Raw genomic sequence first — 22,048 nt, 5'->3', positions numbered from 1 at the left:
GCCCGCCGGCCATGACAGCAGGCGGACGTTTGGACGCAAGCACCCTGCTGGATCCGTTGTTCTCCGTGTTCTTCCGGTTCTTTCGAACCTCTACATCGGGGAGTCGCAGCCGTGATCAGTCATCCGAGCAGGCACTGCACGGTGGAGCTCCAAGCCCTGCCGTCGCGGATCGGCCAGGTCCGCAGAATCGTATCTGCGCAGTTGCGTTACTGGCACATGGACGCGTTGATAGACCGGGCCGCGCTCGGTGTGACGGAGCTGCTCAGCAACGTCCACCGGCATGCCAGGCCCGACAAGTCGTGCACGGTGGAGCTGGAGCTGGCGCCGGACCGGCTCACGGTCTCGGTGCGCGACAACGACCCACGGCTCCCGGTGCCGGCCGACGTCGCGGACCTGTCGGACGGCGGTCCGCTGGCCACCTGCGGGCGGGGGCTGGCGATGGTGGCGGCGGTGAGCGAGAGCTGGGGCGCCCGGCCGGACGGCGAGAACGGCAAGGTCGTCTGGTTCACGCTGTCCGCCCCGACGGTGGTACGGCCCTATCCGGCCCATGCCCCGCGCCGTGCCGCCGAGGTACGGCAGGCGCCGGTCCGGGTCGGCACGGCGGCGGCCAAGGCTCCCGCGGGGAGTCCGGTGGGCGCCGGGGTCGCCCTCAGCGCCGCGGCGCCCGTGACGACGGCACCGGTGGCGAGCGCGACCATGTGACGACCGCGTCCCCTGCTCCCGCCCGCACCGGCTTCCAGGCTCCCGCCCGGTCAACCGTTCCCGGTTGACCGGGCGGTGACGGGGCCTGCGGCGTCGCGGCAGGACGCCCACCCGTTGGGGCGGTTCGGACCGCGGGCTGCGGGGGCGTGGGGGCTGGTCGCGCAGTTCCCCGCGCCCCTGGGGGGAGCTGCGGTTGCCGCGCGCTTGAGGCGCGCCTCACCTGTGGGCAGTCGTCGCTTTCCCGGTGCTTCAGGGGCCTGGGCGGCAACTCCCAGGGGCGCGGGGAACTGCGCGACCGGCCACAACCTACCCGCGCCCGCGCACGGTCCGAACCGACCCACCGGGTGGGCGCCCCGGCCGAAGCGACGCAGTCACTCCGTCGCGATGGCCCGCAGCACGTCCAGCCGGGCCGCCCGTCGCGCCGGGCGGAGCCCGGCCAGCGCGCCGGCCAGCAGGCCGACCACGGCCACCACCGCGAGCCGCGCGGGCGGCAGGGCGAAGGCGAACGCGGTGTCGCTCGCGCCGTCGGAGGCCTTCACCAGCACCCAGCCCAGGAAGCCGCCGAGTCCGAGACCGCCCACCGTGCCGAACGCGGCGACCAGGACCGACTCCCAGCGGACCATGGCCCGCAACTGGGCGCGGGTCTGGCCGACGGCCCGCAGCAGACCGAGTTCCCGGGTGCGTTCGTGCAGCGCGAGGGTCAGCGTGTTGGCGATGCCGAGCAAGGCGATGACCACAGCGAGGGCGAGCAGCGCGTAGACGAGGGTGAGCATCATGTCGATGCCGCCCGCCGACGACTGCGCGTACTCCTCCCGGGTCTGCACGGACGGGTTGCCGTACTGTGCGGCGACCTTCTGCACCGCCGCCTTGCCCGCGTCGGCGCCGACCCCGTGCTTGAAGGTCACGGAGATCAGGGTGTCGGAGTCCTGGGTGCGGTGCGGGGCCCAGGCGGCGCGGGTGATGACGTAGTCGCCGGCCAGTTCGGACTGGCCGTACACGGCCCGGACGGTGAAGTTCTCGCTCCTGCTGTCGGTGAAGGTCAGCCTGGCCGTGTCGCCGGTGCGCAGATGCTGCCGGTCGGCCTCCTTCCGGGTGATTGCGATGCCGTCGCTGCCGAGGCCCCGCAGGGAGCCGGTGACCGTGCCGAGGTCGAAGGTGCGGGCGAGCGCGGCCGGATCGGTGACGGTCAACGCCCTTCCCTTGCCGTTGACTTCGGCGACCCCGCGGCCGAGGCCCACGGCCGTGTCCACCTGGGGCAGCCGCTGGAGCGCGGGGGCGAGCCGCGGGCTGAGTCCGCTGCCGCCCGCGCCGAAGGACGGGCTGCTGACGGCAATGTCACCGGCGAAGGACCGGGACACCGTCTGGTCCATCGTGGCCTTCAGCGAGGCCCCGAAGACGGTGAACAGAGACACGACGGCCACCCCGATCATCAGCGCGCTCGCGGTGGCCGCCGTCCGCTTCGGGCTGCGCAGGGCGTTGCGCCGGGCCAGGGAGCCGGTGACCCCGCGCAGCCGGTCCAGGGGGCCGCCGAGCAGCCGTACGGCCGTGGTGGCGGCGACCGGACCGAGGACGACGAAGGCCGCCAGGGCGAGCAGTGCGCCGACTCCCGCCAGCCACACGGAGGGGGAGACCAGGACGCCGGTCAGGGTCGTGGCGAGGGCCAGCGCGCCGAGGACGACCCCGGTGACCGCCCGGACGCGGGAGGCACCGGAGCTGTCGACGGCCGTCTCGCGCAGGGCGGCGAGCGGCGCCGTCCGTCCGGCGCGCCGGGCCGGCAGGAGTGCGGAGCCCAGGCAGACCACGATCCCCACCGCGAGCGGCAGCACCATCGACAGGGTCTTGATCACCAGGTCGCCGTCGGGGAACGGGAATCCGATCGCCGGGAACAGCGCCTGGAGGCCCGCGGCGATGCCGATGCCGCCCGCGAGTCCGGTGAGGGACGCGGTGAGCGCGACCAGGCAGGCCTCGGCGAGGGCGGCGGCGGTCACCTGGCGGCGGGCCGCGCCGAGGGCACGCAACAGGGCGTTCTCACGGGTGCGTTGGGCGACCACGATCGCGAACGTGTTGTGGATGGAGAAGGTGGCCACGAGCAGGGCGACGCCGGAGAAGACCAGCAGGAAGGTGGTGAAGATGGTCAGGAACTGGCTGGAGATCATGTCGGTGTTCTCCTGCGCCGACTGTTGACCGGTGATGGCCTCGACTCCCTTGGGCAGCAGGGGAGTCAGCCGCCGGACCAGTTCCCGCTGGCTCACCCCGGGTGCGGCCCGCACCGCGATGGACGCCGCCTGGCCGGGCCGCGCGGTGAGGTACTTCTCGGCGTCGGCCCGGGTCATGCCGGTGAACGTCACCTGGGCCATGCCGTCCTGGCCGCCGAAGGTGGCGAGCCCGACGACGGTGACCTTCACCGGGTCCGGGGTGCGCAGGGTCGTGGTGTCACCGATCTTCAGACCGCCCTTCTTCGCGGCACCGCGGTTCACCACGACCTCGCCCGGCCTGGCGGGAACACGGCCCTCGGCGAGCCGGTAGGGGTTGAGCCGCGGGTCGGTGATCCAGTTGCCGGCGATCGTGGGCGGCCCCTGACCGCCGACCGGCTTCCCGTCGGAGCCGACGAGCTGCCCGGCGCCCTGGATGTCCGGGGCCGCGGCGGCCACGCCGGGGACCCGCTCGACGGTCTTCACCAGCGAGGTGTCCACGGGCCGCCGTACGCCCTGGGCCTCGCCGGGTGTGGTGATGGCGTCGGCGCCGCGTACGACGGCGTCCGTACCGCTGGTCGCCTCGCCGAACATGCTGTCGAAGCTGGCGCGCAGCGTGTCGCCCATGACGAGGGTGCCGGTCAGGAAGGCGACGCCGAGGAACACGGCGAGGAAGGTGCCGGCGAACCGGCGCCGGTGCGCCCGCAGGGACGTGAGGCTGAGCCGGAACGACGGGTTCATGACCGCACCTCGAAAGCCTTCATGCGGTCCAGCACCTTGTCGGGAGTCGGCGACTCCATCCGGTCGACCAGACGCCCGTCGGCGAGGAAGAGCACCTCGTCGGAGTGCGCGGCGGCCACCGGGTCGTGCGTGACCATGACGACCGTACGGTCCATCTCCCGCACGGCGGAGCCGAGGAGGCCGAGGACCTCCGCGCCGGAGCGGGAGTCGAGGTTTCCGGTCGGCTCGTCGGCGAAGACCACATCGGGGCGCCCGGCGAACGCCCGTGCCACCGCGACACGTTGCTGCTGGCCGCCGGAAAGCTCCGAGGGCCGGTGGTGCAGCCGGTCGCGCAGCCCGACGACGTCGACGAGCGCGTCGATCCAATCCGGGTCGCCGCGCCGCCCTGCCAGGTCCAGGGGCAGGGTGATGTTCTCCGCGACGGTCAGCGTGGGCACCAGGTTGAAGGCCTGGAACACGAAGCCGACCCGGTCGCGGCGCAGCAGGGTCAGGCGGCGGTCGTCCAGCGTGCCGAGTTCGGTGTCCCCGATGTAGGCGGCCCCGGAGCTGAGCGTGTCGAGGCCGGCCGCGCAGTGCATGAGGGTGGACTTGCCGGAGCCCGAGGGGCCCATGATCGCGGTGAAGCGTCCGGCGGGGAAGGAGACGTCGACGCCGTCGAGGGCGCGTACGGCGGTGTCGCCACCGCCGTACACCTTCACCGCGCCGACCACACGGGCCGCGGCCCGCAGTGCGGTCGTGGTCATGCCGCGCCTCCCTTGCCGGCACGGCCGAACTGCTCCTCCAGGACGGACAGGCGGCGCCAGTACGCGTCCTCGTCGATCTCGCCGGAGGCGAAGCGGCGGCCGAGGACCGCGAGCGGTGAGTCACCCGCGGGGCGTCCGCCGTCCATGGCCCGCCAGGGGCCGCCGCGTCCGCGCCAACCGGTGCGGCGCAGGAAGGTGACGGCGCCGATCACGACGGCCGCCCAGATCAGCGGGAAGAACAGGATCCAGGGGCCGGGTCCGCCGCCGCCCCAGTCGGCCAGGGTCTGCATCTCGGGTCATCTCCCTTGTCGGTCGCGTGGTCCCCGGTCCTCGGGGATGCCACGAGGCTCCCTCCCGGAGGGGGTCCGGGTCGTCGTGCGGCCGGCGGCAGTGCGGGTACCTCCCGGGGAGTACGGCGGGGGTGGCGGACTGCTCCCCCGGGACTCGCCCAGGGAGTCCGCGGTGACTTGCTGGGGACTGGCGGATAGCAGGGGGACCTGGCGGACTGTAACTACTAGTATGTACAGTGATCTTATGAACACCTCGGAACGACTGATCGAGTCCACCCGTGAGCTGCTGTGGGAGCGCGGGTACGTGGGCACGAGCCCCAAGGCGATCCTGGAGCGCGCGGGGGCCGGCCAGGGCAGCATGTACCACCACTTCAAGGGCAAGCCGGACCTCGCCCTGGCGGCGATCCGGCGAACCGCGGAGGAACTGCGCACCGCAGCCGAGCGGGTCCTGGGCGGCCCGGGCACGCCGTACGAGCGCATCGAGGCGTATCTGCTGCGCGAGCGCGACGTGCTGCGCGGTTGCCCGGTCGGGCGGCTGACCATGGACCCGGACATCGTCGCCAGCGACGAGCTGCGCGCACCGGTGGACGAGACGATCGCGTGGGTCCGGGAGCGGATCGCCGGGATCGTCGAAGAGGGCAAGCGGCAGGGGCAGTTCGCGCCCTGGCTGGACGGCGAGGAGATCGGCGCGGCCGTCCTCGCGACCGTACAGGGCGGCTACGTACTAGCCCGCGCCTCCGGCTCCCCCGCCGCCTTCGACGCGGGGGTGCGCGGTCTGCTCTCCCTGCTCGCACCGCGAACCCCCGGACAGGAGAACTGAGTCGCATGCACATCACCAGACGGCGTTCCGACACCCTGCAGGGCCCGGCGGAGAACTTCACCGGCACGGTCTGGCTGGACGAGATGGCCGCCCCGGCCGCTCCCTCGCGGCTGCGCATGTTCAACGTCCACTTCGCTCCGGGCGCCCACACGGCCTGGCACCGGCACCCGAACGGGCAGTTGCTGCACGTGCTGGAGGGCGAGGGCCTGGTGCAGCGCGAAGGCGGTGCGGTGGAGGCGATCCGCGCGGGCGACACGGTGTGGATCGAGCCGGGGGAACGGCACTGGCACGGCGCCGCGCCCCGCACCTTCATGACCCATCTCGCGGTCGTGGAGGCCGCCGAGGACGGCACGACGACCGAGTGGCACATGCACGTGGCCGACTACCCCGCCTGAGAAAGGGGATGCGCGAGATGCACGCCATGCAGTACGAGTTCACCCTTCCCGCCGACTACGACATGGGCGTCATCCGCTCCCGCGTCGCCCGTGTCGCGCATCTGCTGGACGGCTGGCACGGCCTCGGCATCAAGACGTACGTGCTGCGCGAGCGCGGGGTGCACGGCTCGCCGGTGAACCAGTACGGGCCGTTCTACCTCTGGAACACCATGGAGGGCATGAACAGCTTCCTGTGGGGAGGAGCCTTCCAGGGGCCGGTCGACGACTTCGGGCGGCCGGCGATCCGGCAGTGGACGGGGCTGGCGTTCGAGGAGGGCACCGCGACCGGGGCCGCGCCCGCGTTCGCCCTGCGGCGGCGGCAACCGGTGCCGGAGGGCGTCGAGTTGGCCGCGTTCATGGCGGACGCGGTGGCCGAGACCGGGCGGCTGGCGGCGCAGGACGGCGCGGTTCTCGCCGCAGCGGCCGTGGACACGCGCGCGTGGGAGCTGGTCCACTTCTCGCTCTGGGAGCACGACACGCCGAAGGCCGACGGAGACCTCTACCAGGTGCTGCACCTGTCCGCGCCCGGCCGTGACCGGCTCCCGCGCGGGCGGCAGTGGTGAGCCATGTCCGTACGGTCCTCGGTGACATACGGCCCGCGGAGCTGGGCGTGTGCGACGCGCACGACCATCTCTTCCTGCGCAGCCCGCGGTTGCCGGGCCAGGAGCTGACCGACCTGTCGGCCGCGCGGGCCGAGCTGGCCGCGTTCCGGGCGGCGGGCGGAGCGGCCGTCGTGCAGTGGACGCCGTACGGCATGGGGCGGCGGGCGGCGGACCTGCCGGAGCTGTCCCGGGCCACGGGTGTGCGGCTGCTCTGCGCCACGGGCCTGCACCAAGCCGCGCACTACGACTTCGAGGTGCTCGACAGGCTGCGCGGCGACGGCCTCACCGAGTTGTTCGTGTCCGAGCTGACCGACGGCATCGGCACGAGCGGGGTGCGGGCCGGGCTGATCAAGGTGGCGGGCGGTTTCCACGCGCTGGACGCGCACGCCCGCTGGACCGCGCGGGCGGCGGCCGAGGCGCACCACGCCACCGGTGCGCCCATCGCCGTGCACCTGGAGCTGGGCACCGGCGCGCCGGACGTACTCGACCTGCTGTGCGGCGAGTTGGGGGTGCCCGGTGAACGGGTGATCCTGGGCCATCTGAACCGCTTCCCCGACCCGGTGGTGCACCGGCAGGCCGCCGAGTCCGGCTGCTGGCTGGCCTTCGACGGGCCGTCCCGCGCCCATCACGCCACCGACTGGCGGATGCCGGAGGCGGTACGGGCCCTGGCGGACGCCGGCTTCGGCGACCGGCTGCTGCTCGGCGGCGACACGGTGGTCGCCGGAGCCCGCTCGGTCGACGGCGGGCCCGGGATGCCGTACCTGCTGCGCCGGCTGCGGCCCCGGCTGGCCGCCGTGCTGGGTGCCGGCCTGGTGGATCGCATCCTCACCGAGCATCCCGGACGGGCGTTCGCGGCCGACTGGACGTGAGCGGATCGGGCGTGGCCCGATCGCATCGATCCCTGTCCCGCCGGACGGTTCCCGCTCCGTCGGCCGTCCGCAGAATGGGTGGGCGGAAAACAACCGGTCCCACCCGCCCCGAGGAGACGACAAGGCCATGGCCCTGGAGATGCGCGAACGCTGCGAGCGCTGTTCGAGCACCGCCCTGCCTGCCGACGGCCCGGCTCGCATCTGCTCCTACGAGTGCACGTTCTGCGAGGCGTGCGGCGAGGCTCTGGGACAGATCTGCCCCAACTGCGGCGGCGAACCGGTCGCGAGACCACGCAGACCGGCCGGTTGTCCCACAAGGCCCTGATCGACGGGGAGTTCCGGCTTCTCCGGCCGCCCTCACCTGTCCGGCCGGAATATCGACTCCGGCGCCCGGGCGGCACGTGCGTGGCGGCAGGCGGGCTTCGCCTTCCTGGCCTCATCGCCTCTGGCCTCCGGGATGCCGGCCTGGTCCGCCGTCCTGCTGATCCTGCTCGGGGGTGGGCGTCCACGTCCTTGGGCGAACTCCGCCATGCCGCCGGACCCTTCGAGCTGCGCTACGCCCTCCGGCGCACGCCCAGGGCTGGTACTCCGGCTCGGGTGCGCGGGGCTCCTGGCGCCGTCGGCGCTGCGCTGGGCGCAGCGGTCCCGCCCGGCCGAGGTGACAAGTGCCGCCACCGGCTGACGGCGAGGTCCCGGCGGGGTGACCGGGACCGCCGTCAGCGCAGTGCCCCCAGCGGGTCGTCCAGGACCGGCTGCCAGGCCAGTTCCGCCGCGCCGACCAGGCTGTTGTGGTCCAGGGTGCAGGGCAGGATCGGTACTCCACCGCTCTGGCCCCACAGGCTGCGGTCGGCGACGACCGCCCGGAGCCGGCCGGGGTCGGCGTCCAGGAGGGTGCGGTGCAGGCCGCCGAGGATGATGCGGTCGGGGTTGAGGATGTTGACCAGTCCGGCCAGGCCCAGGCCCAGACGGTCGATCAGGGCCTCGGCGGCCGTGCGGACGGCCGGGTCGTCGTACTGGGTGCGCAGCAGGTCGTTGGCCTGCTGGAGCAACGACACCTCGGGACCCGGCTCGCGGCCGGCCTCGGCCAGCAGGGCCAGCGGGTCGGCCTCCACGTCCAGACAGCCGCGGCTGCCGCAGTGGCAGGGCCGGCCCTCCGGGTTGACGGTGAGGTGGCCGACCTCCAGGGCGAGCCCCGAGCTGCCGGTGTGCAAACGGCCGTCGAGGACGAGCGCGCCGCCGACGCCGCGGTGTCCTGTGGCCACGCACAGCAGGTCCCGGGCGCCCCGGCCGGCGCCGTGCCGGTGTTCGGCGAGCGCGGCGAGGTTGACGTCGTTGCCGCAGAAGGCGGGACCGGTGATGCCCGCCGCGCGCACGCGCTCCGCGAAGATCCGCCGGACAGGAGCGCCGACCGGCCAGGCCAGGTGCAGGGGGTTGAGGGCGAGCCCGTCGGGTTCGGCCACGGCGGACGGCACGGCGAGTCCGGCGCCGACGCAGCGGCGGCCGGTCGTGCGCAGCAGTTCCGCGCCCGCCTCGACGACCGAGCCGAGCACCTTCGCCGGGTCGGCGTCGACGGTCTCGCAGCCGGGCGCGGTCGCCACGATCCGCCCGCCGAGGCCGACCAGCGCGGCCCGGAAGCCGTCGGCGTGGACCTGCGCGGCGAGCGCCACGGGGCCGTCCTCGGCGACCTCCAGCCGGTGCGAGGGGCGGCCCTGCGAGCCGGCCGCGGCGCCCGGCCGGGCGTCCACCCGGATCAGCCCGAGCGCCTCCAGCTCGGCGGCCACCGCACCGGCGGTCGCCCGGGTGACCCCGAGTTCCGCGGTGAGCACGGCCCGGGTCGGCGCCCGCCCGGTGTGCACCAGCTCCAGCGCGGGTCCGAGCGCTCCGCGCCCTCGGTCCAGCCGCGCCCTCGAGGTGGTCCTCTCCCCCGCCGTCCGGGGATCCGCCTTGCCGCTCATGAGGGCGAGTCTCCCATGATCCGCAGGTGCGGCGGCCTACAGGCCGCTGACCCGAAGCGTGATGTTCAGACGTCCGGACAGACCCAACTCGCTCGGCGCGGTGCCGCCGTACACCCGCGGAACCCCGTGATGGGCGAGCCGGGAGGGTCCGCCGAAGACGAACAGGTCACCGCTGCGCAGTTCCACGTCCGTGTACGGCTTCGCGCGCGTCTCGGTGTTGCCGAAGCGGAACACGCACGTGTCACCCAGGCTCAGCGACACCACCGGCGCGTCCGCCTTCTCGTCGCTGTCGCGGTGCATGCCCATGCGGGCCTCGCCGTCGTAGAAGTTGATCAGTGCGATGTCGTACGCGTACGGCTCCTGGGGGCCCAGCGCGGCGACGGCGGCGCGGCGGCCCAGCTCGCCGAGCCAGGCCGGGAACGGCTTCACGGGGGCGCCGTCGCCGTCGACGGCCGTAGGGGCGTAGGCGTACGGGTACGAGTGCCAACCGGGGCAGTCCGGGTTGTCCCGTACGGCCCGCCCGCAGTTCGGGCACCGGCGCACGACACCCCAGTGCCGGCCGAGGCAGACCTGCCGGGCGGTCATCGTGCCGCCGCCCGGAGTGCGGACGGTGCGCAGTCCGGCCGGCGGCCGCGCCCAGACCCGGCAGGCGGCGAGCAGCTCGCGCTGCCGGCCCGCGTCCAGCCAGTCCGGGACGTGCACGGCGCCCGGCGCGACCTCCGCGCGCTCCCGGGGAAACAGCTCCACGTCCACACGCTCCATCTTGCCGCAGGCCCGCCCCACCAGCTCTGAACTGCGGCTCCGCTAGCCTGGGAGGCACGATGAGCGACCGAATGACGACACCGTGGGGCGAGGTCGAGCTGTCCCGCTTCCCCGAGGACCCGCGCGACCGGCTGCGCGCCTGGGACGCCTCCGACGCGTACCTGCTGCGCCACCTGGCCGAGGAGGGGGTGCCGCTCACCGGCTCGGTCGTGGTGGTCGGGGACCGCTGGGGCGCGCTGGCCACGGCGCTCGCGCGGCACCGGCCGACGCAGATCACCGACTCCTTCCTGAGCCAGGAGGCGACCCGGGCGAATCTGGCGCGGGCCGGTGTCGAGCCCGGTGCCGTCCGGTTGCTGACCACCCAGGATCCGCCGCCGCAGCGGGTGGACGCGCTGCTGGTGCGGGTGCCGAAGAGCCTGGCGCTGCTGGAGGACCAGCTGCTGCGGCTGGCGCCCGCCGTGCACGCAGGCACGGTGGTCGTGGGCACCGGGATGGTGAAGGAGATCCACACCTCCACGCTGCAGCTGTTCGAGCGGATCCTCGGCCCGACCCGGACCTCGCTGGCACAGCAGAAGGCCCGGCTGATCTTCTGCACCCCGGACCCGGCCCTGGAGCGGCCGGCGAACCCATGGCCGTACGGCTACACACTGCCGGACGGCGTCGGGGCGGTCTCCGGGCGCCCGGTGGTCAACCACGCCGGCGTCTTCTGCGCCGACCACCTCGACATCGGCACCCGCTTCTTCCTCCAGCACCTGCCCGGCCCGGGCGCGGGCCGCGTGGTGGACCTCGGCTGCGGCAACGGCGTGGTCGGTACGGCGGTGGCGCTCGCCGATCCGTCGGCCGAGGTGCTGTTCGTGGACGAGTCCTTCCAGGCGGTGGCCTCGGCCGAGGCCACCTACAAGGCCAACGGGGTGCCGGGACACGCGGAGTTCCGTGTCGGCGACGGGCTGGCCGGGGTCGCGCCCGGCAGCGTGGACCTGGTCCTGAACAACCCGCCCTTCCACTCCCATCAGGCCACGACCGACGCGACGGCGTGGCGGATGTTCACGGGGGCGCGGCGCGCGCTGCGGCCGGGGGGTGAGCTGTGGGTGATCGGGAACCGGCATCTCGGGTATCACGTGAAGCTGAGGCGGTTGTTCGGGAACAGCGAACTGGTGGCCTCCGACCCGAAGTTCGTGGTGCTGAGGGCCGTCAAGAAGGGTTAGGTCCTGGCGTCCGGGAGAGGACGCCGATGATCCGGCGCACCTCGTCGGCCATCGCTTCCCGTCCCACGCTGAGGTACTTGCGCGAGTCGACGGCCTCCGGGTGAGCCGCGAGAAAGTCCCGGATCGCGCCGGTCATGGCCACGTTGAGCGCCGTGCCGACGTTGACCTTGGCGATGCCGCCGGTGACCGCCGCGATCAGGCCGTCGTCCGGGACCCCGGAGGAGCCGTGCAGGACGAGCGGGACGGACAGCGCAGTGGAGAGCCGTTTGAGAAGGCCGTGGTCGAGGGTGGCGGTGCGGGTGGTCATCGCGTGCACGCTGCCGACGGCGACGGCGAGCGCGTCCACCCCGGTGCCCGCCACGAAGTCGCGGGCCTGGTCCGGATCGGTGCGGGCGCCGGGCGCGTGGGCGTCCAGCGGGAGCCTGCCGTCCTTGCCGCCGATCTGGCCCAACTCGGCCTCGATCCACAGCCCTTGGGAATGGGCCCAGTCGGCGGCGGCCCGGGTGGCGGACAGGTTGTCGGCGTACGGCAGCCGGGCCGCGTCGTACATCACCGAGCTGAACCCGGCGTCGGGCGCCTGGCGCAGCAGGTGGTCGCTCTGCACATGGTCCAGGTGCAACGCGACGGGAACGGCGGCGCGTTCCGCGGCGGCGACGGCGGCCCTGGCCAGCGGCAGCAGCCGCCCGTAGCGGAACTTGACGGCGTTCTCGCTGACCTGGAGCACGACGGGCGCGCCGGCCGACTCGGCGCCGGCGATGACGGCCTCGACGTGCTCCAGGGTGATGACGTTGAAAGCGGCGACGGCGGATCTGGTTTCGGCGGCTGCGGTGACCAGCTCGCCGGTGGACGCGAGGGGCACGTGAGGTGTCCTTCCGGGCGCGGGTCTTGGCTCAGGGGGCGAGGATCACCGAGCGGGTGAGGTGGCGCGGCCGGTCGGGGTCGAGGCCGCGGGCGGCGGCGACGGCGACCGCGAGCCGCTGGACGCGGACGAGCTCGGCGAGCGGGTCCAGCCCGCCGGCGATCCACCGGCCGCCGGTGGTGCGGACCTGTTCGGCGAGCCCGTCGGGCGCCTCGCCGAGCATCCAGGTGGCCGTGCCCACGGTGGTGACGCTGATCGGACCGTGCCGGTACTCCATCGCCGGATACGCCTCGGTCCAGGACAGCGAGGCCTCGCGCATCTTCAGCCCGGCCTCGCTGGCGAGTCCGACCGTCCAGCCGCGCCCGAGGAAGGTGAACTGGGTGCAGGCGACCAGGCCTTCGGGAAGAGGGGTGGAGAGGGCCGTGCGCGCGTCGGCGACGACGGAGTCGGTGTGCAGGCCGAGGTGGGCGCGCAGGAGGGTGAGGGCGGTGGTGGCGAACCGGGTCTGGACGACGGAGCGTTCGTCGGCGAAGTCCAGGACTACCAGGTCGTCGGCGGCCGAGGCCACCGGGGTGTCCGGATCGCCGGTGACGGCCGTGGTCCGGGTCCTGCCCCTCAACTCGCCCAGCAGTTCCAGTACTTCGGTGGTGGTGCCGGAGCGGGTCAGGGCCACCACCCGGTCGTACGAGCGCCCGTACGGGAACTCGGAGGCCGCGAACGCGTCGGTCTCGCCCCGGCCCGCGCCCTCCCGCAGGGCGGCCACCGCCTGCGCCATGAAGTACGAGGTCCCGCACCCCACGATCGCGACCCGCTCCGCCGGCCCCGGCAGTGCGTCCCGGTACCGCCCCGCCTCCTCGGCCGCCCGTATCCAGCACTCCGGCTGGCTGTTCAGCTCGTTCTCGACATGGCTCATGGCCACACCCTCCCCTTGCTGATTGTTCCTGCAAGATAGAGCGAGTTTTCGAGCAAAATCAAGCATCCGAGCGCAGATCGAGGTGCGCTAGGGTCGCCGGGAACACTTGGGAACGGAGGCTGCGGATGTCCCGGGACGCCCGCTGGAAGGCGCTGCTGGAGCTGCTCGTCGAGCGCGGCCGGCTGGAGGTGGAGGAGGCGGCGGCCGAGCTGGAGGTGTCGGCGGCGACGATCCGCCGGGACTTCGACCAGCTCGCCGAGCAGCAGATGCTGGTGCGCACCCGGGGCGGGGCGGTGGTGCACGGGGTGTCGTACGAGCTCCCGTTGCGCTACAAGACGGCCCGCCGGGCCTCGGAGAAGCAGCGCATCGCCAAAGCCGTGGCCGAACTCGTCGCGCCCGGCGAGGCGGTGGGGCTGACCGGCGGCACGACGACCACGGAGGTGGCCCGCGCCCTCGCCGTACGCGGCGATCTGGCCACCGGATCACCCGCGCTGACCGTCGTCACCAACGCGCTCAACATCGCCAACGAACTCGCCGTACGACCCCAGTTCAAGATCGTGGTGACGGGCGGTGTGGCGCGCCCGCAGTCCTACGAGCTCATCGGACCCCTCGCGGACGGGGTGCTCGGTCAGATCACGCTCGACGTGGCGGTGCTCGGGGTCGTCGCCTTCGACGTCACGCACGGCGCGGCGGCCCATGACGAGGCGGAGGCCGCGATCAACCGGCTGCTGTGCGAGCGCGCCGAGCGGGTGGTGGTCGCGGCGGACTCCAGCAAGCTGGGCCAGCGGGCGTTCGCCCGGATCTGCGGGGCGGAACTGGTGGACACGCTCGTGACGGACACGACGGCGGGGCCGGAGACGGTACGCCGCTTCGAGGAGGCGGGCGTACGGGTCGTCGCGGTGTGACGGGGGCGCGAAGGCGGGCATCCGGAGCCTCACGGCGTGACGGGAACACGTAGGCGGGCGTCCGGGTCGTCACGTTGTGACGGGACCGGGGAGGCGGGTGTCCGGGACCTCACGGCCTGACGGGAACGGAGGCGGGCGCCAGGGTCGTCACGTAGTGACGGGGCGCGAAGGCGGGCGTCCGGGTCGTCACGTTGTGACGGGACCGGGGAGGCGGGTGTCCGGGACCTCACGGCCTGACGAGAACACGTAGGCGGGCATCCGGGACCTCACGGTGTGACGCCGGGCGCGGCTGGGGCGGCGGATGGTCCGCAGGCATCGGCTGCGGCTGCCCGCCGCGGTGCGAGCACAGCGTGGAGGCGTGCAGTCGGCGCGAGTTCAGCGGTGCCGTCGGCCTTCACAGCCCGCGCGCCACGCCGCGCGGTCAGATGCCACACCGCGACGCCGCGCGGATCGGACACCACCGCGTCGGGTCGTGTACCTCAGATGCCGCCGCGGTCGGCCTTCACAAAGCCCGCGCCGCGCTGGTCGTTGCAGCCCGCCGGTGGCCGGTCGAGGGGGTCGGGCCAGGTCTGCTGGGCCTGGAGCGCCACGCTCACCAGGGTCAGCAGCAGGTCGACGTCGCTCGCCGCGTCGAGGCGCAGGGTCACCCACTGCGAACCCGGCACGATCCTGATCGCGCCCGAGTCCCTGAGGTCCTTGGCGAACCTCCGGATCGCCCGGTCGGTCAGCCGCAGATCCACATCGCGGTCCGAGTGGAAGTGGGCGATCTCGCCGTGGGCCGAACTCACCGCCTGTCCCAGGCCGCAGCTCGGGATCGCCTGACTCAGGTCGGGCCAGGTCGCCAGTTGCGCGAGCGCGCGCGAGGCCAACGTCATGGGCCCATCATGGCCCGCTCACCCCTCGGCAACCAGCTCGTGAGCAAGCATTAACCGACCTGTATCCGACCGCGGAGCGCGTGCGGACACCCTCGGAGCACACCGAACGAGGCGCGCGGCCCGCCGTGTTGACGCCGACGCCGACCCGCACAAGCACAAGTCGGTGCAGGTCAAGGGCACATCGGTCGATTCCTGGACACTCGGGCTCTGCTCACCGAGCGTCCGGGGCAGTTCGAAGCACGCCCGAAGGCCGCTCTCGCCGAAGCAGGTGACGGCGGAGATCCGGTCGTCTCGCAGTGTGAGAACGGCAAGCCCGTAGGCGTGGGCGACCGCGCTGCCGTGCTCGCCCAGGTGACTGCCGAACGCGGGCCGGCCATTCGCACGCGTCGCTACGAGGCGGAGCCCCTGGCCGCCCCACCCGGGCAGGCGCGGCAGAACCGGGCGATCGCCGTATGACCCTGGTACGCGAGCGGCTCGGGCGGCGTCGTCAGCCAGGCGTCCTCGGTCAGCGGCGCCAGGAGCCCGTCGACGTCGGAGTTCTCCAGCGCATCCACGAACAGCCCGACGAGCGCGCGTTCCCGTACCGAGCGCGGCAGCGGCGCTCGGTCCCGGTCCTCCTCCGGAAGCCGGCCGCCCAGCGCCGCACGCGCGCGCTGCGGGGCGCTGTCCACCGACACACCGCTGCTGTCGAGGAGTTCGGCCAGTTCGCCGGCGCGGAAGCCGAGGACGTAGACATGGGAAGGGGAAACACACCCCGTCCCACCCGGCGCGAATGCGCCCGGCACACGCCCTGCTCGCGCCTACCCCACGCCCTGCACGCCACCGTGGCTGCCCGACCGCCCCGCATATCCCTTGCCCCAACCTGCGCCGCCGCCTAGCCTGACTTTGTGCCGCAAATAAACAAACCCCGAACGCACAACGTCGTGCCGGGTGGCAGCCGCGATCTCTCCCGGCTGCGCATCGCGCTGACCGCCTTCTTCGCCCTCGACGGCTTCGTCTTCGCGGGCTGGGTGGTACGGATCCCCGCCATCAAGCAGCAGACCGACTCCTCCGCCAGCGCCCTGGGCCTGGCCCTGCTCGGCGTCTCGGCCGGTGCCGTCGTCACCATGACCCTGACCGGACGGCTGTGCCGCCGCTACGGCAGCCATCCGGTCACCGTGGTCTGCGCCGTCCTGCTCTCCCTCAGCGTCAGCCTGCCCCCGCTGACCCACTCCGCGCCCGCCCTCGGCGCCGTACTCCTCGTCTTCGGCGCCGCCTACGGCGGCATCAACGTCGCCTTCAACAGTGCCGCCGTCGACCTGGTGGCCGCGTTGCGGCGGCCGATCATGCCGTCGTTCCATGCGGCGTTCAGCCTCGGTGGCATGATCGGCGCCGGACTCGGCGGACTCGTCGCGGGCGCGCTCTCCCCCACTCAGCACCTGTTCGGACTCACGCTGATCGGGCTGCTCGTCACGGCAGTCGCCGGGCGCACCCTGTTGCGGCAGGAACCGCCCGTCCCGGCGGACCGCACCCCCTCCTCGCCTCCGCAGCCGCACCGTACCGCGGCGCGGCGGACCGGCGGCCGCGGGCTGGTCGCCGTCTTCGGGCTGATCGCGCTGTGCACCGCGTACGGCGAAGGCGCCATGGCCGACTGGGGCGCGCTCCACCTCCAGCAGGACCTCGCGGCGTCGTCCGGCGTGGCGGCGGCCGGGTACGCGTGTTTCGCGCTGGCCATGACCGTGGGCCGGGCGACCGGCACGACCCTCCTGGAGCGCCTCGGCCGCGCCCGCACGGTGATCGCCGGCGGCACCGTCGCGGCGGTGGGCATGCTGCTCGGCTCACTCGCGCCGTCCGTGTGGGCCGCGCTGCTCGGCTTCGCCGTCACCGGGCTGGGGCTCGCCAACCTCTTCCCGGTCGCCGTGGAGCGGGCGGGTGCGTTGACCGGCCCGTCCGGTGTGGCCGTCGCCTCGACCTTCGGCTACGGCGGCATGCTGCTCGGGCCGCCCGCCATCGGCTTCATGGCCGACTGGTTCTCCCTGCCGGCCGCTCTCACCAGCATCGCGGCACTGGCCGCCGTCGCCGCGGCCATCGGGGTGTGCACGCGGCGGACGATGGGCGCCTGAGGCAAGGGCGCCGGGACCGGCCGGGACCCTCAACCACGGCGACCGGACCCTTCACCACACTGACCGGAAGCTTCACCGCCCCGAGAAGTCACCGCCGGCCGGCCCCGGCCGGCGCGCCCTATCAGCGCCGCGCCGAAACCCACGGTCACCCACCGCACCTCATAAGGCCCGGTCAGCGCCGCGCCGAAAGACCGGTCGGCCCTCGCGTCGCACATTGCCGCCCGGCGGAGCGCGCCCATCCGGCACACTCACGGCCATGGACATTGCCGACTACCTTCAGACCCTGGACCGGGAGGGCAGGTCGCTCGCGGCGGCCGCCGCCGCGGCGGGGACCGATGCCAAGGTGCCCACCTGCCCGGAGTGGCAGGTGCGCGACCTGCTGCGGCACACCGGCACGGTGCACCGGTGGGCCGCGGCCGTCGTCGCCGACGGGCACACGGGACCTCGCCCCATCGGCGACCCGCCGGACCTGGACGGTGACGAACTGGTGGACTGGTACCGGGACAGTCACCGCCTCCTGGTCGACACCCTGGCCGCCGCGCCGGCCGACCTGGAGTGCTGGACCTTCCACCCGGCGCCCAACCCCTCGGCGCTGGCCTTCTGGACCCGCAGGCAGGCGCACGAGACGACCGTCCACCGGTACGACGCGGAGGCCGCGCGCGGCGGGACGGCGTCGCCGATCGAGCCGGACTTCGCGGTGGACGGCATCGACGAGCTGCTGCGCGGCTTCCACGCCCGCCCCAGGAGCCGCGTCCGCACGGACGAGCCGCGCCTGCTGCGGGTGCGGGCGGTGAACGCGGGGCCGGACGCGGTGTGGACCGTACGGCTCACGACGGAGCCACCGGTGACCGTCCGGGACGCGGCGGACGAGGCCGATGCCGAACTGTCGGGCCCCGCCGACCGGTTGTACCTCGCCCTGTGGAACCGGGAGCCCGTGCCGAACGTGTCCGGTGACCGCTCCCTCGCCGCCTTCTGGCGGGAGAAGAGCGGGATCTGACGCTTGGTCAGTCGCTTTCGGCCAGCATCCGGCTCAGCACCGCGCGCTGCACCGGCCGTACCTCGCGGTGCAGCGCGCGCCCCTTCGCGGTGAGCGCCACGCGCACCCCGCGCCGGTCCTCGGCGCACATGGCGCGCTCGACCAGGCCGTCCTTCTCCAGGCGCCCGATCAGCCGGGACAGCGCACTCTGGCTGAGGTGGACGCGCTCGGAGATCTCCTGCACGCGGTAGGCACAGCCGCCGTCCGTCGCCGCGCCCTCGGCCAGCAGGTCGAGGACCTCGAAGTCGCTGGCGCACAGGCCGTGTCCGTGCAGGACCCGGTCCAGCTCGCACTGGGTGCGGGCATGCAGCCCCAGGATGCCCCGCCACTGCTCCACGAGCGCCTGCTCGGCCCTGTTCGACGCCATGGGCGCACCGTAGCAGAGAAGCGAGATTATTGCATCGGAATTAAATGCATTTGCATCTCATGCATGCGCATGTAGTCTCTCCGGCATGACCTCTCCGCTCACCCACTCCGCGGCCCCGTCCTCGACGGTCCGCTGGACCCCCCGGCTGTGGGGCACCCTGCTGGTGCTCTGCGCGGCGATGTTCCTGGACGCGCTGGACGTGTCGATGGTCGGCGTCGCGCTGCCGTCCATCGGCTCCGACCTGCACCTGTCCACGTCGACGCTGCAATGGATCGTCAGCGGCTACATCCTGGGGTACGGCGGCCTGCTCCTCCTCGGCGGCCGCACCGCCGACCTGCTCGGCCGGCGCCAGGTGTTCCTCGTCGCCCTCGGCGTCTTCGCACTCGCCTCGCTGCTCGGCGGGCTCGTGGACTCGGGTCCGCTGCTGATCGCCAGCCGGTTCATCAAGGGCCTGAGCGCGGCCTTCACGGCTCCGGCCGGCCTGTCGATCATCACCACGACATTCCCGGAGGGCCCGCTGCGCAACCGCGCCCTCTCCATCTACACCACCTGCGCCGCGACCGGCTTCTCCATGGGCCTGGTGCTCTCGGGCCTGCTCACCGAGGCCAGCTGGCGCTTCACCATGCTGCTGCCCGCACCGATCGCCCTCCTCGCGCTGCTCGCCGGCCTGCGGCTGCTGCCGCGCAGCGCCCGCGAGGAGAACCATGACGGCTACGACATCCCCGGCGCCGTCCTCGGCACCGCGGCGATGCTGCTGCTGGTCTTCACCGTCGTCCAGGCGCCCGGGGCCGGCTGGGCCTCGGTCCGCACGCTCTTGTCCTTCCTCGCGGTCGCGGTGCTGCTGACCACCTTCGTCCTGGTCGAACGGCGCTCGCCGAGCCCCCTGATCCGGCTGGGCGTGCTGCGCTCGGGCAGCCAGGTCCGCGCCCAGCTCGGTGCGATCGCCTTCTTCGGCAGTTACGTCGGCTTCCAGTTCCTGACGACGCTGTACATGCAGTCCCTGCTCGGCTGGTCGGCGCTGCACACGGCACTCGCGTTCCTGCCGGCGGGCGCGCTGGTGGCGGTGTCCTCGACGAAGGTCGGCGGGATCGTCGACCGGTTCGGCACCCCGCGCCTGATCGCGACCGGCTTCGCCTTCATGGTCCTCGGCTACGCGCTGTTCCTGCGGGTCGACCTCGACCCGGTGTACGCGGCCGTGATCCTGCCGTCCATGCTGCTGATCGGCGCGGCCTGCGCGCTGGTCTTCCCGTCGCTCAACATCCAGGCCACCAACGGGGTCGAGGACCACGAGCAGGGCATGGTCTCCGGCCTGCTCAACACCTCGGTGCAGGTGGGCGGCGCGATCTTCCTGGCGGTGGTCACCGCCGTGGTGACCGCGGGCGCCCCCGCGCACGCTACCCCGCAGGCCGTCCTCGACAGCTACCGGCCGGGCTTCCTGGTCGTCACGGGCATCGCGGCGGCGGGTCTGCTGGTCACCCTCACCGGTCTGCGCAGCCGTCGTACGCAGCGGTCCCTCGTGGTCGCCAGGTCCACCGTGGAGGAGGCGGAAGCGGAGCGCGTGGCGGTCCGTGACTGAGCGCTCCGCGGGAAAGGCCGTGATGGGCCGTGGTTCGTCTGCGGGCCCGTCGTGGCCGATCGCGCAGTTCCCCGCGCCCCTGCGGGGCGCTGCCATGCCCCGGCGGGGCTGTTGCCCCGCCGGGCGCGCGTGTCCGTGAGGCCGGCGCGCTCCTCAGCGTGCTGGTGCGCTTCCGGCAGGCGGTTCAGCCCAGCCAGCCGGGTCGCACCAATCCCGACTCGTAGGCCAGCACGACCAGTTGGGCCCGGTCCCGGGCGCCGAGTTTCACCATCGTGCGGCTCACATGGGTCTTGGCGGTGAGCGGGCTGACCACCAGCCGGCGGGCGATCTCCTCGTTGGACAGGCCGATGCCGACCAGCGCCATCACCTCCCGTTCCCGCTCGGTGAGCCGGCCGAGCGCGTCCGCCGCCGCGGGCTCCTTGGAGCGGGCCGCGAACTCCGCGATCAGCCGGCGCGTGACACCCGGCGACAGCAACGCGTCGCCCTGGACCACCGCCCGTACCGCGCGCAGCAGTTCGTCCGGTTCGGTGTCCTTCACCAGAAAGCCCGAGGCGCCGGAGCGGATCGCCTCGAAGACGTACTCGTCCAGCTCGAAGGTGGTGAGCATGACCACCTTCACGTCCCTCAGCTCCGCGTCTCCCGTGATGCGCCGGGTCGCGGCGAGACCGTCCAGCAGGGGCATGCGGATGTCCATCAGGACCACGTCCGGGCGCAGTTCGCGCACCAGGCGCAACGCCTCCTCGCCGTCGGCCGCCTCCCCCGCCACCTCGATGTCCGGCTGAGCGTCGAGCAACGCCCTGAAACCGGCCCGCACGAGCGACTGGTCGTCGGCGAGCAGTACCCGGATCACTCGTCCTCCCTAAGGTGCGACGGCAGTACGGCGAGCACCCGGAAGCCGCCGTCGGCGAGCGGGCCCGCCTCGATCGTGCCACCCAGCGCGGCGGCCCGCTCCCGCATGCCGGCCAGTCCGTTGCCGCTGCCCCCGGCGTCGGCGCCGGTGGCCGGCCCGTCGTCGTCGATGCGCAGCCGCAGCACCTCGCCGTCATGGGCGAACCGCACGCGCGCGTGCCGCGACCCGGAGTGCCGTACGACGTTGGTCAGGGCCTCCTGCACGATGCGGAAGGCGGCCAGGTCGGCGCCGGGCGGCAGCTGCGGCGGCTCGCCCTCGATCTCCACGGTGAGTCCGGCCGCAACCGCCTGCTCCACCAGTTCCGACAGCCGGCTCAGGCCGGGGGCGGGGGCGCGCGGCGCGGCGCCAGGGGCGCGCAGGGTGTCGAGCACCTGGCGCACCTCGCCGAGCGCCTCCTTGCTGGCGGCCTTGATGGTGGTGAGCGCGGCGCGGGCCTGCTCGGGGTCGCTGTCGAGCAGGGCGAGCCCCATGCCGGCCTGGACGTTGATGACCGAGATGCTGTGCGCGAGGACGTCGTGCAACTCGCGGGCGATCCGCAGCCGTTCCTCGTCCGCGCGGCGCCGCGCCGCCTCCGCCCGGTCGGCGCGCTCCCGTGCCCACTGCTCGCGCCGCACCCGGACCAGTTCGGCCAGGGCTATGACGGCCAGCACCCAGGCGCCGATGCCGATCTCCTGGTAGACGCTGCCGCCCTTGTCGCCCGAGGGCGGGAGCCAGCGATAGAGCCACAGGGCGACCAGGGCGTGCCCGGCCCACAGCAGCCCCACGGCCCCCCAGGCCGCGCGCCGGTGCCCGGCGACGACCGCGCTGAAACAGCCGACGGCGACGGTCAGGAAGACCGGTCCGTAGGGGTAGCCCGCGGCCAGGTAGACGAGGGTCGCCACCGCGGTGCCGTAGGCCACGGCCACCGGGTGCCGGTGCCGCCACAGCAGCAGGACCGAGCCGACGAGCAGCAGCACGCGCGCGTAGCCGTCCAGCGGCACGCGGTGAGGCTGGCTGTGGGCCGCGAAGTGAGTGCCGATGAGGACGAACGCGGTGAGCAGCACGGTGGTGCGCCAGGGCCAGTGCGCCCGGTCCGGCACCGTCTCGTCGGGGGCGCCCCGCCACGGCGGCCCGTGCCGCCACCGGTGACCTGCGGCGCGCTGCTCTTCCATGCAGGCCACGGTAGACGCCGCCGGACGGCACGGGCGTCA

General features: G+C 73.5%; 23 protein-coding genes. 11 read left to right on the top strand and 12 right to left on the bottom strand.

Annotation, left to right across the window (positions count from 1 at the left end):
* Positions 1-111 precede the first annotated feature (111 nt).
* Positions 112-702, top strand: a complete 591-nt coding sequence (locus ACZ5NH_RS18535) for an ATP-binding protein (protein ID WP_468776479.1) — start codon at positions 112-114, stop codon at positions 700-702.
* Positions 703-1,073: 371 nt separating this feature from the next.
* On the opposite strand, the gene ACZ5NH_RS18530 is transcribed toward ACZ5NH_RS18535, so the two are convergent.
* The 3 genes from ACZ5NH_RS18530 to ACZ5NH_RS18520 are packed head-to-tail and all read right to left on the bottom strand — an operon-like array spanning position 1,074 to position 4,668.
* Complete coding sequence (locus ACZ5NH_RS18530) at positions 1,074-3,635, bottom strand: ABC transporter permease (protein WP_468776477.1); 2,562 nt, start codon at positions 3,633-3,635, stop codon at positions 1,074-1,076.
* Positions 3,632-4,378, bottom strand: a complete 747-nt coding sequence (locus ACZ5NH_RS18525) for an ABC transporter ATP-binding protein (RefSeq protein WP_468776475.1) — start codon at positions 4,376-4,378, stop codon at positions 3,632-3,634. Before ACZ5NH_RS18525 ends, ACZ5NH_RS18530 begins: the two co-directional genes overlap by 4 nt.
* A complete protein-coding gene (locus ACZ5NH_RS18520; RefSeq protein WP_468776473.1) occupies positions 4,375-4,668 on the bottom strand; it encodes an SHOCT domain-containing protein in 294 nt (97 codons plus the stop codon). Before ACZ5NH_RS18520 ends, ACZ5NH_RS18525 begins: the two co-directional genes overlap by 4 nt.
* A 229-nt stretch (positions 4,669-4,897) precedes the next feature.
* Between ACZ5NH_RS18520 and ACZ5NH_RS18515 the strand changes: the two genes are divergently transcribed.
* The 5 genes from ACZ5NH_RS18515 (at position 4,898) to ACZ5NH_RS18495 (ending at position 7,718) form a co-directional block, all read left to right on the top strand.
* Positions 4,898-5,488, top strand: coding sequence for a TetR/AcrR family transcriptional regulator (locus tag ACZ5NH_RS18515; RefSeq protein ID WP_468776470.1), 591 nt, complete (start codon positions 4,898-4,900; stop codon positions 5,486-5,488).
* A gap of 5 nt (positions 5,489-5,493) precedes the next feature.
* Positions 5,494-5,883: a (R)-mandelonitrile lyase gene (locus ACZ5NH_RS18510; RefSeq protein WP_468776468.1), complete on the top strand. Its 390-nt coding sequence runs from the start codon at positions 5,494-5,496 to the stop codon at positions 5,881-5,883.
* A 17-nt stretch (positions 5,884-5,900) separates the two neighbouring features.
* Complete coding sequence (locus tag ACZ5NH_RS18505) at positions 5,901-6,485, top strand: DUF4865 family protein (protein ID WP_468776465.1); 585 nt, start codon at positions 5,901-5,903, stop codon at positions 6,483-6,485.
* Positions 6,482-7,393, top strand: a complete 912-nt coding sequence (locus ACZ5NH_RS18500) for a phosphotriesterase family protein (protein ID WP_468776463.1) — start codon at positions 6,482-6,484, stop codon at positions 7,391-7,393. Before ACZ5NH_RS18505 ends, ACZ5NH_RS18500 begins: the two co-directional genes overlap by 4 nt.
* Before the next feature lie 127 nt (positions 7,394-7,520).
* Positions 7,521-7,718 carry a DUF1272 domain-containing protein gene (locus ACZ5NH_RS18495; protein ID WP_468776461.1) on the top strand — a complete coding sequence of 66 codons (198 nt, stop codon included), beginning with the start codon at positions 7,521-7,523 and terminating at the stop codon, positions 7,716-7,718.
* A 391-nt stretch (positions 7,719-8,109) separates the two neighbouring features.
* On the opposite strand, the gene ACZ5NH_RS18490 is transcribed toward ACZ5NH_RS18495, so the two are convergent.
* Together ACZ5NH_RS18490 and ACZ5NH_RS18485 are read right to left on the bottom strand one after the other, a co-directional pair.
* Positions 8,110-9,348 (bottom strand): ROK family protein, encoded by a 1,239-nt coding sequence (locus ACZ5NH_RS18490; RefSeq protein ID WP_468776459.1) that lies wholly within the window; start codon positions 9,346-9,348, stop codon positions 8,110-8,112.
* A gap of 36 nt (positions 9,349-9,384) precedes the next feature.
* Positions 9,385-10,101: an alpha-ketoglutarate-dependent dioxygenase AlkB family protein gene (locus ACZ5NH_RS18485; protein WP_468776456.1), complete on the bottom strand. Its 717-nt coding sequence runs from the start codon at positions 10,099-10,101 to the stop codon at positions 9,385-9,387.
* Between the two features lie 80 nt (positions 10,102-10,181).
* On the opposite strand from ACZ5NH_RS18485, the gene ACZ5NH_RS18480 reads away from it, so the two are divergent.
* Positions 10,182-11,315: a methyltransferase gene (locus ACZ5NH_RS18480; protein ID WP_468776935.1), complete on the top strand. Its 1,134-nt coding sequence runs from the start codon at positions 10,182-10,184 to the stop codon at positions 11,313-11,315.
* Here ACZ5NH_RS18480 and ACZ5NH_RS18475 read toward each other — a convergent pair.
* A complete protein-coding gene (locus ACZ5NH_RS18475; RefSeq protein ID WP_468776454.1) occupies positions 11,302-12,174 on the bottom strand; it encodes a class II fructose-bisphosphate aldolase in 873 nt (290 codons plus the stop codon). The two genes, ACZ5NH_RS18480 and ACZ5NH_RS18475, sit on opposite strands and share 14 nt — an antisense overlap.
* Before the next feature lie 31 nt (positions 12,175-12,205).
* Positions 12,206-13,087: an SIS domain-containing protein gene (locus ACZ5NH_RS18470; protein WP_468776452.1), complete on the bottom strand. Its 882-nt coding sequence runs from the start codon at positions 13,085-13,087 to the stop codon at positions 12,206-12,208.
* A 125-nt stretch (positions 13,088-13,212) separates the two neighbouring features.
* Here ACZ5NH_RS18470 and ACZ5NH_RS18465 point away from each other — a divergent pair, with 125 nt between their 5' ends.
* Complete coding sequence (locus ACZ5NH_RS18465; protein ID WP_468776450.1) at positions 13,213-13,992, top strand: DeoR/GlpR family DNA-binding transcription regulator; 780 nt, start codon at positions 13,213-13,215, stop codon at positions 13,990-13,992.
* Between the two features lie 479 nt (positions 13,993-14,471).
* Here the strand turns inward: ACZ5NH_RS18465 and ACZ5NH_RS18460 are convergent, their stop codons facing one another.
* Entirely contained in the window at positions 14,472-14,867 is a 396-nt protein-coding gene (locus tag ACZ5NH_RS18460) for a luciferase domain-containing protein (RefSeq protein WP_451556959.1), read from the bottom strand.
* Positions 14,868-15,256: 389 nt separating this feature from the next.
* Complete coding sequence (locus ACZ5NH_RS18455; RefSeq protein WP_468776447.1) at positions 15,257-15,652, bottom strand: hypothetical protein; 396 nt, start codon at positions 15,650-15,652, stop codon at positions 15,257-15,259.
* Positions 15,653-15,790: 138 nt separating this feature from the next.
* On the opposite strand from ACZ5NH_RS18455, the gene ACZ5NH_RS18450 reads away from it, so the two are divergent.
* On the top strand, positions 15,791-16,969 hold the full coding sequence (locus ACZ5NH_RS18450; RefSeq protein ID WP_468776933.1) for an MFS transporter: 1,179 nt from the start codon (positions 15,791-15,793) through the stop codon (positions 16,967-16,969).
* Between the two features lie 256 nt (positions 16,970-17,225).
* Entirely contained in the window at positions 17,226-17,966 is a 741-nt protein-coding gene (locus ACZ5NH_RS18445) for a maleylpyruvate isomerase family mycothiol-dependent enzyme (RefSeq protein ID WP_468776444.1), read from the top strand.
* Between the two features lie 7 nt (positions 17,967-17,973).
* On the opposite strand, the gene ACZ5NH_RS18440 is transcribed toward ACZ5NH_RS18445, so the two are convergent.
* Positions 17,974-18,372, bottom strand: coding sequence for a MarR family winged helix-turn-helix transcriptional regulator (locus tag ACZ5NH_RS18440; RefSeq protein WP_468776442.1), 399 nt, complete (start codon positions 18,370-18,372; stop codon positions 17,974-17,976).
* Positions 18,373-18,457: 85 nt separating this feature from the next.
* Between ACZ5NH_RS18440 and ACZ5NH_RS18435 the strand changes: the two genes are divergently transcribed.
* Positions 18,458-19,948, top strand: coding sequence for an MFS transporter (locus ACZ5NH_RS18435; protein ID WP_468776440.1), 1,491 nt, complete (start codon positions 18,458-18,460; stop codon positions 19,946-19,948).
* Between the two features lie 184 nt (positions 19,949-20,132).
* On the opposite strand, the gene ACZ5NH_RS18430 is transcribed toward ACZ5NH_RS18435, so the two are convergent.
* A complete protein-coding gene (locus ACZ5NH_RS18430) occupies positions 20,133-20,798 on the bottom strand; it encodes a response regulator transcription factor (protein ID WP_468776438.1) in 666 nt (221 codons plus the stop codon).
* A complete protein-coding gene (locus ACZ5NH_RS18425) occupies positions 20,795-22,018 on the bottom strand; it encodes a sensor histidine kinase (protein ID WP_468776436.1) in 1,224 nt (407 codons plus the stop codon). The genes ACZ5NH_RS18430 and ACZ5NH_RS18425 overlap by 4 nt, the downstream gene beginning before the upstream one ends.
* Between the last annotated feature and the right edge of the window lie 30 nt (positions 22,019-22,048).

This window comes from Streptomyces sp. NPDC031426 (assembly GCF_055581585.1).
Note: the sequence above shows the minus strand (reverse complement) of the source record. Positions and strands in the feature narration are given on the sequence as shown.

Excerpts from the sequence above, each read along its gene's own strand:
- ACZ5NH_RS18470 (WP_468776452.1), bottom strand. The coding sequence starts at position 13,087 with ATGAGCCATGTCGAGAACGAGCTGAACAGCCAGCCGGAGTGCTGGATA.
- ACZ5NH_RS18440 (WP_468776442.1), bottom strand. The coding sequence starts at position 18,372 with ATGGCGTCGAACAGGGCCGAGCAGGCGCTCGTGGAGCAGTGGCGGGGC.
- ACZ5NH_RS18460 (WP_451556959.1), bottom strand. The coding sequence starts at position 14,867 with ATGACGTTGGCCTCGCGCGCGCTCGCGCAACTGGCGACCTGGCCCGAC.
- ACZ5NH_RS18525 (WP_468776475.1), bottom strand. The coding sequence starts at position 4,378 with ATGACCACGACCGCACTGCGGGCCGCGGCCCGTGTGGTCGGCGCGGTG.
- ACZ5NH_RS18510 (WP_468776468.1), top strand. The coding sequence starts at position 5,494 with ATGCACATCACCAGACGGCGTTCCGACACCCTGCAGGGCCCGGCGGAG.
- ACZ5NH_RS18505 (WP_468776465.1), top strand. The coding sequence starts at position 5,901 with ATGCACGCCATGCAGTACGAGTTCACCCTTCCCGCCGACTACGACATG.
- ACZ5NH_RS18520 (WP_468776473.1), bottom strand. The coding sequence starts at position 4,668 with ATGCAGACCCTGGCCGACTGGGGCGGCGGCGGACCCGGCCCCTGGATC.
- ACZ5NH_RS18515 (WP_468776470.1), top strand. The coding sequence starts at position 4,898 with ATGTACAGTGATCTTATGAACACCTCGGAACGACTGATCGAGTCCACC.
- ACZ5NH_RS18480 (WP_468776935.1), top strand. The coding sequence starts at position 10,182 with ATGACGACACCGTGGGGCGAGGTCGAGCTGTCCCGCTTCCCCGAGGAC.
- ACZ5NH_RS18530 (WP_468776477.1), bottom strand. The coding sequence starts at position 3,635 with ATGAACCCGTCGTTCCGGCTCAGCCTCACGTCCCTGCGGGCGCACCGG.
- ACZ5NH_RS18465 (WP_468776450.1), top strand. The coding sequence starts at position 13,213 with ATGTCCCGGGACGCCCGCTGGAAGGCGCTGCTGGAGCTGCTCGTCGAG.
- ACZ5NH_RS18490 (WP_468776459.1), bottom strand. The coding sequence starts at position 9,348 with ATGAGCGGCAAGGCGGATCCCCGGACGGCGGGGGAGAGGACCACCTCG.
- ACZ5NH_RS18445 (WP_468776444.1), top strand. The coding sequence starts at position 17,226 with ATGGACATTGCCGACTACCTTCAGACCCTGGACCGGGAGGGCAGGTCG.
- ACZ5NH_RS18495 (WP_468776461.1), top strand. The coding sequence starts at position 7,521 with ATGGCCCTGGAGATGCGCGAACGCTGCGAGCGCTGTTCGAGCACCGCC.
- ACZ5NH_RS18435 (WP_468776440.1), top strand. The coding sequence starts at position 18,458 with ATGACCTCTCCGCTCACCCACTCCGCGGCCCCGTCCTCGACGGTCCGC.